The organism is Streptomyces sp. NPDC057939, from assembly GCF_042887545.1.
GTDB lineage: Bacteria > Actinomycetota > Actinomycetes > Streptomycetales > Streptomycetaceae > Streptomyces.
This window is the reverse complement of sequence record NZ_JBHVPG010000076.1, coordinates 1-10,894: the sequence shown is the minus strand read 5'-3', so window position 1 is coordinate 10,894 and position 10,894 is coordinate 1. Positions and strand designations below refer to the sequence as shown.

The window sequence follows — 10,894 nt, the reverse complement described above, 5'->3', positions numbered from 1 at the left end:
ACCGCCCGACGGGCCGCCATCAGGTGGACCCGCAGCCGGGCCCCGGCCTCCTCGGGCACGGCCGGGTCGGTGGCCCGCCAACGGCGGCCCCCGATGACGACGTACCGCCCGTCGGGGGTGAGCGGCGGCGGTGGCTTCGAGCTCACCGGGAGCGACTGCCCCCGCCGCCCCGGATCAACCCTCGGGCCGCCCGTCGGCGGGTGGCGGGCGGGGCGAAGACTAGGCCATCGCGAGCGCCCCGTACATCGCTTCGTACCCCGCGCGCATACAAACGCCACGGACGGGCACGCGACGCACACAAGGTGTGATTGGCGTAGAGAAGGAGTGCCCGTGCTGCCCAGCAAGGTGACCGACAGTGGCGTGCTGATCATCCGCCTGCGCGCGGACCTCGACATCGGCAGCCGCGCCACGGCCGCCTGGGACATCGACGACCTCCTCGCGGCCCACCGCGCCGCGCCCGTGGTCCTGGAGCTGTCCGGGGAGGCGCTGAGCCCCGCGGCCGTGAGCACCGTCGTACGGGCCCACCGCACCTGCCTCGGCGCGGGCGTGCCGTTGGCCGTGGTCGCTCCGGGCGGCGCCGAGGGGCGTCGCGCCCTGGAAGCGGGCGTCGGAGTGCCCGCACCTGACGTCCACGCCACCGCGGCGCAGGCCGTAGCCGCCGTCGAGGCCCTCTCCGCCCCGATCGGCGCGGCCGCGTAGTCCGGCGCGGCGCGCTCGCGCGTCCGCCCGCCCGCGCCCCCTCGGGCCGTCACCGCAGGACCGCCTTCGCGGAGTGCCGCGCGGGCGGCGGGCCTCGCGGGCCGGGCCGGCCGACCGGGCTACTGTGGGAACGTCCGTCACCCGTGAGCGGCAGATGAGGCTGGTGACCGTGTCGACATCGAGCCACGACATCTCGGGGGCGCCCTGCTGGGTCAGCCTGCTGGTGCGGGACCTCGGCTCCGCGCAGCGGTTCTACGGCGCCGTGCTCGGCTGGGAGTTCCGTCCCGCCCCCTTCGGTGACGACTTCAGCGTGGCGTTCCGGGACGGCGCCCCCGTCGCGAGCCTCGGCACCGTGACGGAGGTGTTCAACGTCCCGGCGGCGTGGACCCCGTACTTCGCCGTCCAGGACGCCGACGTCGCCGCCTCCCGGATCCGCGAGCGGGGCGCCACCATGGCCGTCGGCCCCCTGTCCTTCGGCACCGGGCGGGCGGGGCTGGCCGCCGACCCCGCCGGGGCCGTCTTCGGGCTCTGGGAGGGCGACGTGCTCCCCGACTGGTCCGTGGGCCGCGGCAGCGCCCCGGCCTGGCTGGAACTGCGCACGCGCGACGCGTTCGCCGCCGCGATCTTCTACGGGGAAGTGCTCGAATGGGCCGGCGAGCGGCCCGGCTGCTGCACCGTGTCCTACGAGCACGACCACGTCGTCCTGCGCCACGGTCGGGACACCATCGCCCGGATCCGCGGCGGCGCGCTGGAAGCGGCGCCGGACCCCGAGGTCCGTCCCCGCTGGCACGTCCACTTCCGGGTACCCGACCTGGAGGCGGCGATGGAGGCCGCCGGACACCTGGGCGGCCGGGCCGGTTCCCCCGTCGAGACCTCGCCGTCGAGCCGACGGGTCGTCCTCATCGACCCCGACGGGGCACCGTTCACCCTGGTCGCGCCCGGTAGGACGGCGCGCGCCGCGGGAGCCTGACCGGCCGGACCGGCCCGTCCGCCCGCCCGCCCGTCAGTGGTGGGCCGCGATGGTGCGGTTGATCCAGTCCTTGTACGCGGACACCGACGTCCAGATCCCGGGACCGCTCCCGCAGTGCGGGTCGACGGCGTAGTCGCCGTCGCCGGAGGTGACGCCGACCAGTTCCCAGCGACCGCCCACCCGCTGGACCTGCGGACCGCCCGAATCCCCGGAGCAGGCCATCGCGCCGCGGACCTTGCTGCTGGTGCAGAGCTCGCCCTTGCCGTTGATGTCCATGCAGTCCGACGTGGCGGTCCGGCGCGTGTCCAGCTCCTGGAGCCGGTCGGGGAACACCCACCGACCCGGCTCGGGGTCGTCCACCACGGTGCCGAAGCCGATCACCCGGGTGTCCGCGCCGACCTTGGGGGCGCTGCCCGCGATCCGCACCGGCTGTTCCCGGACGGGCCGGTCCAGTTTCAGCAGGGCGATGTCGTCGTTCGAGCGCTTGTCGCCGGCGGCGTCGAAGCCGGGGTGGACGACCTTGGCGACGATCTTGCGTACGGTGCCGCCCGCGTTGCGGTGATCACTGCCGACGCGAACCGTTCCGCTGGGGTGTGCCGGCATCACTTCCTGGGCGCAGTGCCCGGCCGTCACCACCCATTGCGGAGCGATCAGGGCCCCGCCGCACATGGCGTCCATGGAGCCCTCGCCGTCCCCCGGGGTCATCGGGATCGCCACCATGAACGGGTACGGCTCGGAGGAGTCCGTTCCGCGCACGATCGCCTGGGCTCCGGTGCCCGTCGCCGCCGTGTACAGCACGGCGACCGCTCCCACGGCCACCGCCCGGGTCAGCAGCCGGTGTCCCGGCCGGGGCCGGGCGGCTCGCTGTCGGTGCTGAGCGGGCAGAGGGGCGGAGACAGCCATGACGGGGACTTTCGAACGGGGGCGGGTGGATGATCGGACTGAGTGCTTCCGGTCGCGTTCCCTCTTCCCCGTTCACGGCGCGCTACACCTTCGGACAGCAGGTCACAGCCTGCGGTATGTCCCCGCCGCCCCGGAATCGACGTGCACCACGTGCCGGCCGACACGCACCACGTGGTGGTCCGCGCCGGCCCAGGAACCGGTGACGCCCTCGGCGTCCGCCAGCGGGGTCCAGACCTCCAGGAAGGTGCTCCCGTCCGGGTTGGTGCCCCGTTCGACGAGGTTCGCGCCCTCCCACCGGAGGGTGCCGGTGTCCTCACCGGGTTCGCCCGTGAGGTGGTGGAAGCGCACCTGCGAACCGTCGAAGGAGGTCGTACCGGCGAAGCCCCGGCTGTCGGCGTAGTACCGCCCGACCTGGAGCCACACCACCTCGCGGTCCTCGACGAGGGGTCCGCCGTCGCGGCTGATGCCGCGCCGGAGCCAGGCGCCGCGCTCGGGCGGCGGGACGCCGGGACCCATCGCCGGGCGGCCCGCCGGCTCAGTGCCCGTCACGGGTGGCGGGGTCGTCGTCCACGGCCAGGAGCGTCAGCGGTACGTTGCCCCGCACCGCCTGCGAATACGGGCAGACCTCGTCGGCCCGGTGCAGCAGGGGTTGCAGGTCCGCCGCCGCCCATCCGGGCAGGCTCACGGTGAGGGCCACCGCGAGGCCGTAGCCGGCGGGCGTGTCCGTGGTGCCGAGCCGTACCTCGCAGGCCACGTGCGCGGCCGTGGCGTCCGCCCCGTACTCGGCGGCGACCTCCGCGAACGCGGAGGTGAAGCAGGCGGCGAACCCGGCGGCGAACAGTTGCTCGGGATTGGTGGTGCCGGGCACCTTCTTGCGCGGCGGTGCCAGGCGCAGGTCCAGGCGCCCGTCGTCCGTGCGGACGGAGCCGGTGCGGCCTCCGACGGCGTGCGCGGTCGTTTCGTACAGGGTGCCGGTGAGTGGCACGGCCATGGCGTTCGGCCCATCTTGCTCGACGAGGACGCCGCCCGGGTGCGGACAGCGGTCGGCGCCGCTGGTGCGGCACCTCGCGCGTCGTCGTGCGTAACCGGGTACGGCGCATCTCGTCCGGGGCCGTGGATCCGGCCGCCGGAAAATCTAGCAACGTCGGACACCACCCGGGGACGGGCCGACGGTGACCTTCCTCACCCGCCGCCGGCCCGCCCGCGGCCCGGCCCGCGTGGCGGGGACGCGGGCCGGTGTCGACTGCGGTACGCCCCGGGGGGCATGCCCTCCCAGCGGGTGAAGGCGCGCACCAGTGCCGCCGCGCCGCTCAGGCCCACCTGCGGGGCGATCCGGTCCAAGGACAGCGTCGAGGTCTCCAGCAGGCGCCGGGCGCGGGCGTGGCGGGCGGCGTCGAGGAGCTCGCGCCACGACGTTCCCTCCGCCCCGAGGGCCCTGCGCAGGGTCCGGACGCTGAGGTTGAGCTCCTTGGCGGGCCCCTCGGGGCCGGCGTCCGCGAGCGCGGCGCGCTCCAGCCACCGCCGCACGCTCCCGGCCGTGGTCACCTCGGCGGACAGCCGGTCCAGGAGCCGGTCGGCATGGGCCCGGTGCAGGGCGTTGAGTTCCGGGTCGTAGAGGGGGCGGCGCCGGTCGAGGTCCTCGTTGCCCACCGTGATCGCGTGCTCCGGCGCGTCGAAGGCGACGGGGCAGCCGAGGACGCGGGCGTACGGTTCGGCCGCGCCGACGAGGGGATGGGCGAACGACACCGCCAGGGGCGCCCAGTCGTCGCCGGCGATCCAGCGGGCGGCCCGCACCATGCCGGCGAGGACCGCCTCCACCTGTTGGGGGTGCATGGCCCTCGGGTCGACGGTCGGTCGGTAGCGGATCAGGCTGTCGCCGGCACGCCGGTGCAGGGTCACCGTGCCCGCCTGGCTCACCAGGGGGTGGTAGCGCTCGGCCGCCAGCGCGGCGTCGGCCAGGTCGGCGCAAGTGAGGACGAGGTGACCCAGGACGTGCAGGCCTTCGGGCCGGATGCGGTCGCCCACGAGGAGCCCGGTGTGCGGTCCGGCGCCCGGGGCGCCGAGCACCGTGTCCCACAGGGCGCGCATCTCACCGAACGCCAGGCGGTCCGTGGGCGACGCCCAGGCGGGCTCCCCGGCGCCGTCCGCCGAGGCGCCGAGGACGGCGAGGGCGTAGCTCGCGGTGACGGAGGGCGGCTCGCTGGTGGACACGGCCGCCAGTCAATGCGGGCGCACCAGCCCCGTCAACACCGTGGGAGGGGGGAGCCGGTCGGGAGGGTCAACGGATTGGCCGCCCGGGTCAATGACGTGGCGCCGGTCGGCTCCTATCGTCGCCCCCGGAACCCGGGGAAGCGTACTGCCCTGACCACCGCCGCGTCGCGCCGCCGACCGCGGCCGCCCCCGGAGGAATGCACCGTGATTCTCTTCCTGCTCCCCGCAGGCGACTACGACCCGACCGAGGCCGCCGTGCCCTGGGCCGCGCTGCGGGACGCCGGCTTCGAGGTGCGGTTCGCGACCCCCGGTGGGGAGGTGGCCCTCGCCGACCCCCGGCTCACGGACCTCGGCTTCTCCTGGCTTTCGCCCTGGCTGATGACCCGTCGCGCCGAGCTGGCCGCCTACCGGCGCCTCACCGAGGACCCCTGGTTCCGCTCCCCCTCCTCGTACGGGGAGGTCGATCCGGACGCGATCACGGGCCTGTTCGTACCCGGCGGTCACGCGACGGGCATGCGGACGCTGCTGGAGGACGCCACCGCCCAGCGGTTGTTCGCCCGGATCTTCACCCGGGGGCTGCCCGTGGGCGCCGTGTGCCACGGCGTACTGCTCGCCGCCCGGGCCGAGGATCCCGCCACCGGACGCTCGGTCCTCCACGGTCGGCGGACGACCGCGCTGACGTCCTTGCTGGAGTTGACCGGCTGGAACCTCACCCGGCTCTGGCTGGGGCGCTACTACCGCACGTACCGCACGACCGTGCAGCAGGAGGTCACCGCGGCGCTCGCCGACCCGAGCCACTTCCGCGCCGGACCGCCGCTGCCCGTCCGCGACACCGCCGCCCGGCCCGGACGCGGCTTCACCGTCACGGACGGCAACTACGTCTCCGCCCGCTGGCCCGGCGACTGCCACCGCCTGGCCGCGGACTACCTGTCCCTGGTCCGCGCCCACGCGGCGGGAGCGGCGCGCCCGACCGGTTGAATCCGGCCCGTGCCCCGGGCACCGGTGGGTCGGCGTCCCGCGACCGGATCCCCGAATGCCGCAGCGGCCCGTCGTCCGGGTCCTGCGTGCGGGTACCGCCGGATTTCCTGCCGTGACACTCAGGGTTCGCAACGGCCGGATTTCGCGTTGACGAATTTCGATCTGGGGACTGCCTTCGCACCGCCATCGCCATCGACGAGCACCTCCCCGGGCTTCAGCGATGCAAGCTGATCCGCAGCGAAGGACAGCTCGCCGTCCAATCCCCGGCCTCGGACCGACCCATCGATGGTCACCGTGTATTCACCCCCACCTGCTACGCCCTGCAAGGTGTCTTCGGTGACGCTCCACCCCTGCGGAACCGAGAAGAGTTCCAATTCTGCGAGCGACCCTCTCATTGCGTCATTGATGATCGCCCACCGCGATAGGTCCACTTTCCCGGCTTCATGACTGAAGACGGACAAGTGCACGACATCGTAATCCGCGCACGGAGCGATCAGCACACCAGCGCCACCGGTCCGGTTCCGCTCGACTGCCAGGATCGCATGAGGCGCGGGACGACATCCAACCGCCAGGGCGGCCAGGAGCGGCACGACCGCCAACGTAGCGACCATTCGTCGAAACATCTTCCGATCCATTCATCACCCCTTTCAGAAATATGGCTTGAAGTCGGCGCATCAACCTGTACCAGAACCCATTCGAGGCAAAATTCGGAGCGGACACAGAATGGGCCCACTGTCGCGAAAGTCCTGCCTCATGTCGCTCCAGATCCTCCCCAAACTTGTTCGCTATTTCGGGTCCTGAATGTGCGCGAATTCTTTCACACCCATCGAATTCTTCCTTGAGAGGTTCCCACCAAAGCTCTCCTCGCTGCCGGGATAGGAGGGAACATCCCCGATCATGATCGGCTGGTCACCGGCCGGCGAAGAGCCCGGCATCGTCCGGGCGGCAGCCTCTCGGGACGGGAGGAAGCTGGAGCGACGCCGGAATCCACGGCGGCGGGAGAGGGGTCGACGGCGGGGGAGGCTTGGGCCCCGCCACAACCGTATTGCTTCATGGGGCAGTTGAGGGGTCTACCCTCGTAGAGGGAGGGCTTGTAGCTGCTGCCGTAGTTCGCTCGGGCGCCGGACCGGGCCGCCGAGTTGGCCGAGCCACTGCCCGGCCGATCGTCGCCCGGACGGGGTGCGTGGCCCGGGGTGAAGTTGCGGCAGGTGGCACAAACACGCGTGGGGCAGTCGAGTTCCGCACACGGGCCAGCGGGATCGGATGTACTCACCGGGCTGTTGTCCGCGTAGCCGTACGCGTTGAGGAACTGGCCGGAGTCCAGGACGAGAACCGGGTCCACGCTGAGGAAGGTGCCCGTGCGCGGGTCGTATTCACGGGCGCCGAGGACGGCACCCCCATCAATTGTCCGCGGCCGTGGTGTCGGGGACAAGGCCCCAGGACCCGCGACCGCGACCATGGCGACGATCGGACGTGTGGCCCCCGAGGTGGAGAAGCCGGGTTGCCGGGGGGGGGCGGCGTACCGGTGCCACCCGGGCGGGCGGGGCGGGCGGTCCCGTTCGGCCGAATCCGACCCGGGCACACACGCGCGTCCCGTGCTTATGTTCGTTCATGGATATCTCCGCAGGACGTCCGTACCCCCTCGGCGCGACCCACGACGGCTCGGGAACGAACTTCGCGCTCTTCTCCGACTGCGCGCAGAAGGTGGAGCTCTGCCTGATCGGCGAGGACGGCGGCGAGCACCGGATCGCGCTTCCGGAGGTGGACGGCGGCGTGTGGCACGGCCGGGTGTCCGGCGTCGGCCCCGGGCAGCGGTACGGCTACCGCGTCCACGGGCCCTGGAACCCCGGCGAGGGCCTGCGGTGCAATCCGGCCAAGCTGTTGCTCGACCCCTACGCTCGGGCGATCGACGGCCAGATCGACGGCGATCCCTCCCTGAGCGGGCACTCCGACGCGGACCCGGACCGTCCGGACGACCGCGACAGCCTGGGACACGTCCCGCTCGGCGTGGTGACGGGCGGGGAGTTCGACTGGGAGGGGGACCGCCCTCCGGGCCACGCGTTCCACGACTCGGTCATCTACGAGGCGCACGTGAAGGGGCTGACCTTCCGCCATCCGGAGGTTCCCGAGGAGCTGCGGGGCACGTACGCAGGGGTCGCGCACCCGGCAGTCGTCGGGCACCTCCTGGCGCTCGGCGTCACCGCCCTCGAACTCATGCCGGTGCACCAGTTCACCCAGGACGGCTTCCTCACCGACCGGGGCCTTTCGAACTACTGGGGCTACAACACCATCGGCTTCTTCGCCCCCCACCACGCCCACGCGGCCGGGGGGAGCCTCGGCGGCCAGGTCGACGAGTTCAAGTCCATGGTCAAGGAGCTGCACCGGGCGGGCATCGAGGTCATTCTCGACGTGGTCTACAACCACACGGCCGAGGGCAACGAGCAAGGTCCCACCCTGTCGTTCCGGGGGATCGACAACCCCTCCTACTACCGCCTGGTCGACGACAGCCCCGCCCACTACTTCGACACCACCGGGACCGGCAACAGCCTCCTGATGCGGCACCCCGCCGTCCTCCAGCTGATCATGGACTCGCTCCGGTACTGGGTCACCGAGATGCACGTGGACGGCTTCAGGTTCGACCTCGCGGCCACCCTGGCCCGCCAGTTCCACGACGTCGACAAGCTCTCCGCCTTCTTCGACATCGTCCACCAGGATCCGGTCATCAGCCGCGTCAAGCTCATCGCCGAGCCCTGGGACATCGGGGAGGGCGGCTACCAGGTCGGCAACTTCCCCGCCCTGTGGAGCGAGTGGAACGGGCGTTACCGCGATGCCGTCCGCTCCTTCTGGCGGGGGGACGAAGCCTCCCTGCCCGAGTTCGCCGCCCGCATCGCCGGCTCCGCCGACCTGTACCAGTCGGACCGCAGGCGCCCCCGGGCCGGCATCAACTTCATCACCGCGCACGACGGTTTCACCCTGCGCGACCTGGTCTCCTACAACGAACGCCACAACGAGGCCAACGGGGAGGACGGCCGCGACGGCGACGCCGACAACCGCTCGTGGAACTGCGGTGCGGAGGGCCCCAGCGACGACGAGGGGATCCGCCTCCTGCGGGCACGGCAACAACGCAACATGATGGCGACCCTCTGCCTGTCCCTGGGCGTGCCGATGCTCGCCCACGGGGACGAGCTGGGCCGCACGCAGAACGGCAACAACAACGTCTACTGCCAGGACAACGAACTCGCCTGGGTGGACTGGGACCTGGGCCCGGAGGACATCGAGCTGCTCGCGTTCACCCGCAGGGCCCTGGCCCTGCGCCGCGCCCAGCCCGTCCTGCGCCGACGGCGCTTCCCGCAGGGCGCGCCCACGGACGCGGCCGCGCCGGTCGCCGACATCGTCTGGCTCGGCCCGGACGGCACGAGCATGACCCCGGAGGAATGGGACCGGGCCGACGCCCGCAGCGTCGGCGTCTACCTCTGCGGGGACAACCTCACGGCGGACGGCGGCGAGGGAGCCGCCGCGCGACCGGACTCGCTGCTGCTGATGTTCAACGCCTCGGCCGAGGACACGTCCTTCCGGCTGCCGCCCGCCGCCTACGGGGAGACCTGGACGGTGGCCCTCGACACGGCCCTCGACGGTGACGACGCGCAGGACGAGACGGAGATCAAGGCGACGGCGACCACCGTCCTGACCTCCCGCAGCATGCGGGTGCTGCGCCGCCCGGCCAGGAAGCCCTGACCGCGGGCGCGCGGCGGCGCGCGCGGTGGGCACGGCGGGCGCGGGCGGGTGCGCTCGGTACCCCCGTGCGCGCCGCCCCTACTCGTACGTGCCGTCGTCCGGGCCGTCCGGGCCGTCCGGTCGCACGTGGATCACGTGCATCGCGGCCTCCTCCGCGCCGGCCGCGCCGCCGTCGATGCCGTGGTCCCGCGCGACGAGTTCCTTGGTGGTGTTCGCGTGCGCGCCCTCGTCCGGAGCGGTCAGTCGGCCCGCGCGCACCGTGCCGGTCTCCTCGTCCCACAGTTCTCCGTCGCCCCCGGGCAGGTCTCCCAACCCGTCGCCCGGATCCTGGCCCGTCTCGGGGACCTCCTGGGCCAGCCGCCGGTCGAGGGACTCGCCCTCGCGCTGCTCGGCGGCGGTCGTGCCGTACTTCGTCACGCCCAGCGGCTTCTCCGGCGGCGAGTAGCCCTCGTCCAGCATGTCGTCGTACGTCCGCTCCCCCACGGCGTTCTGCAGGTCGAGCGGTGCGGCGTCCGCCTGATCCTCGGTGTCGCCCGTCGGCTGGTACACGTCGTCCGCCATCTGTTGCTCGTCACTCATGGCACTCACGCATCCCGTCCTGTCCGCCCGGTCCTGGGGGTTCCGCCCGGTCCCAGGGGTGTCGTTCGCCCCCACTCGGCCTCGGCGGGCGGGCCCGGTCGGCACGGGGCGGGCCCACCGCCCGAGAATGGGCGCCTACCCGGCATCGGCCGCCGCAAGCAGTCCCCCGGGCCCACCGGCGCCGGTCGCACCGCGGACCGGGCCCGTGATCAGCGGGATAGGGTGCGGCATGTCCATCGCGCCCCTCGACCTGTCCGCTCTGGAGCGTCTGCCGCTCCTCTCCCGCGTGGAGGACGGCCAGGCCCTGCCGATGCTCCTGTGGGTGCCCGGCCGGGGTCGTCGCATGATCTCCAGTGCCCCGCCGGGCGGAGGCATCGGAGAGCGCCGGTGGGTGCTCAACGCCCAAGTGGCCCACGTCCCGGGGCCCAGGCCGGCGGGAACGATCAACATCATCGTGTCCGTGCCCGTGGCCTTCTCCGACGCCGCCCTGGTGAACGCGGTCGCCACGGCCACCGAGGCCAAGGTCCAGGCGCTGCGCGACGCGGGTGCGGATGCCTCCGGTACGCCGACGGACGCCGTGTGCGTCGCCGCGCTGCGGCCCTCGGACGGGCATCCGGTCGAACCGTTCGCCGGCCCGCGGTCGGTCTGGGGGGCTCGGCCGGCCCGGGCCGTGCACGAGGCCACCCTCCGTGCGTGTCTGCGGAGCGGGGCCCCCGAGCGGCTCCTCGCTCCGGGAGGGTCGAGGAGCCGCTCGGGGGGTCGCGGCAGCGGTGGGTGTAGTGCGGGGACCTCTTGTCCACGCAGGCGCGCATGGCCACC

The 10,894-nt window shown here is 73.1% G+C and carries 12 protein-coding genes and 1 riboswitch; of the genes, 5 read left to right on the top strand and 7 right to left on the bottom strand.

Annotated elements, in window-relative coordinates; translation table 11 throughout:
- Window positions 1-330: 330 nt before the first annotated feature.
- Both ACFVS6_RS40085 and ACFVS6_RS40080 read left to right on the top strand, forming a co-directional pair.
- Entirely contained in the window at window positions 331-699 is a 369-nt protein-coding gene (locus ACFVS6_RS40085; protein WP_389711471.1) for an STAS domain-containing protein, read from the top strand.
- A gap of 169 nt (window positions 700-868) precedes the next feature.
- A complete protein-coding gene (locus ACFVS6_RS40080) occupies window positions 869-1,669 on the top strand; it encodes a VOC family protein (RefSeq protein ID WP_389711470.1) in 801 nt (266 codons plus the stop codon).
- 33 nt (window positions 1,670-1,702) lie between these two features.
- Here the strand turns inward: ACFVS6_RS40080 and ACFVS6_RS40075 are convergent, their stop codons facing one another.
- From ACFVS6_RS40075 to ACFVS6_RS40060, 4 genes are all read right to left on the bottom strand, one after another.
- Window positions 1,703-2,572, bottom strand: a complete 870-nt coding sequence (locus ACFVS6_RS40075) for a S1 family peptidase (protein WP_389711469.1) — start codon at window positions 2,570-2,572, stop codon at window positions 1,703-1,705.
- Window positions 2,573-2,674: 102 nt separating this feature from the next.
- Window positions 2,675-3,121, bottom strand: a complete 447-nt coding sequence (locus ACFVS6_RS40070) for a hypothetical protein (RefSeq protein WP_389711468.1) — start codon at window positions 3,119-3,121, stop codon at window positions 2,675-2,677.
- On the bottom strand, window positions 3,108-3,563 hold the full coding sequence (locus tag ACFVS6_RS40065; protein ID WP_389711467.1) for an Ohr family peroxiredoxin: 456 nt from the start codon (window positions 3,561-3,563) through the stop codon (window positions 3,108-3,110). Before ACFVS6_RS40065 ends, ACFVS6_RS40070 begins: the two co-directional genes overlap by 14 nt.
- A gap of 75 nt (window positions 3,564-3,638) precedes the next feature.
- A riboswitch (guanidine-III (ykkC-III) riboswitch) is annotated at window positions 3,639-3,702 on the bottom strand.
- Window positions 3,703-3,754: 52 nt separating this feature from the next.
- Window positions 3,755-4,783, bottom strand: coding sequence for an AraC family transcriptional regulator ligand-binding domain-containing protein (locus tag ACFVS6_RS40060; RefSeq protein WP_389711466.1), 1,029 nt, complete (start codon window positions 4,781-4,783; stop codon window positions 3,755-3,757).
- A 204-nt stretch (window positions 4,784-4,987) separates the two neighbouring features.
- Here ACFVS6_RS40060 and ACFVS6_RS40055 point away from each other — a divergent pair, with 204 nt between their 5' ends.
- On the top strand, window positions 4,988-5,761 hold the full coding sequence (locus tag ACFVS6_RS40055; RefSeq protein WP_389711465.1) for a type 1 glutamine amidotransferase domain-containing protein: 774 nt from the start codon (window positions 4,988-4,990) through the stop codon (window positions 5,759-5,761).
- A gap of 119 nt (window positions 5,762-5,880) precedes the next feature.
- Here the strand turns inward: ACFVS6_RS40055 and ACFVS6_RS40050 are convergent, their stop codons facing one another.
- Window positions 5,881-6,396 (bottom strand): hypothetical protein, encoded by a 516-nt coding sequence (locus ACFVS6_RS40050; RefSeq protein ID WP_389711464.1) that lies wholly within the window; start codon window positions 6,394-6,396, stop codon window positions 5,881-5,883.
- Window positions 6,397-6,656: 260 nt separating this feature from the next.
- A complete protein-coding gene (locus ACFVS6_RS40045; protein WP_389711463.1) occupies window positions 6,657-7,220 on the bottom strand; it encodes an RHS repeat-associated core domain-containing protein in 564 nt (187 codons plus the stop codon).
- Between the two features lie 152 nt (window positions 7,221-7,372).
- Between ACFVS6_RS40045 and glgX the strand changes: the two genes are divergently transcribed.
- Entirely contained in the window at window positions 7,373-9,496 is a 2,124-nt protein-coding gene (glgX, locus tag ACFVS6_RS40040; RefSeq protein WP_389711462.1) for a glycogen debranching protein GlgX, read from the top strand.
- A 78-nt stretch (window positions 9,497-9,574) separates the two neighbouring features.
- On the opposite strand, the gene ACFVS6_RS40035 is transcribed toward glgX, so the two are convergent.
- The gene (locus ACFVS6_RS40035) at window positions 9,575-10,075 is read right to left on the bottom strand and encodes a DUF5709 domain-containing protein (RefSeq protein ID WP_389711461.1); all 501 of its coding nucleotides are present in this window, start codon (window positions 10,073-10,075) and stop codon (window positions 9,575-9,577) included.
- A gap of 229 nt (window positions 10,076-10,304) precedes the next feature.
- Between ACFVS6_RS40035 and ACFVS6_RS40030 the strand changes: the two genes are divergently transcribed.
- A partial coding sequence (locus tag ACFVS6_RS40030; protein ID WP_389711460.1) for an adenosylcobinamide amidohydrolase occupies window positions 10,305-10,894 on the top strand: 590 nt, incomplete at its 3' end.

Bases quoted from the DNA above. Each gene is read 5' to 3' on its own strand.
- ACFVS6_RS40045 (WP_389711463.1), bottom strand. From the start codon at position 7,220: ATGGTCGCGGTCGCGGGTCCTGGGGCCTTGTCCCCGACACCACGGCCG.
- ACFVS6_RS40050 (WP_389711464.1), bottom strand. From the start codon at position 6,396: ATGGATCGGAAGATGTTTCGACGAATGGTCGCTACGTTGGCGGTCGTG.
- ACFVS6_RS40075 (WP_389711469.1), bottom strand. From the start codon at position 2,572: ATGGCTGTCTCCGCCCCTCTGCCCGCTCAGCACCGACAGCGAGCCGCC.
- glgX (WP_389711462.1), top strand. From the start codon at position 7,373: ATGGATATCTCCGCAGGACGTCCGTACCCCCTCGGCGCGACCCACGAC.
- ACFVS6_RS40035 (WP_389711461.1), bottom strand. From the start codon at position 10,075: ATGAGTGACGAGCAACAGATGGCGGACGACGTGTACCAGCCGACGGGC.
- ACFVS6_RS40065 (WP_389711467.1), bottom strand. From the start codon at position 3,563: ATGGCCGTGCCACTCACCGGCACCCTGTACGAAACGACCGCGCACGCC.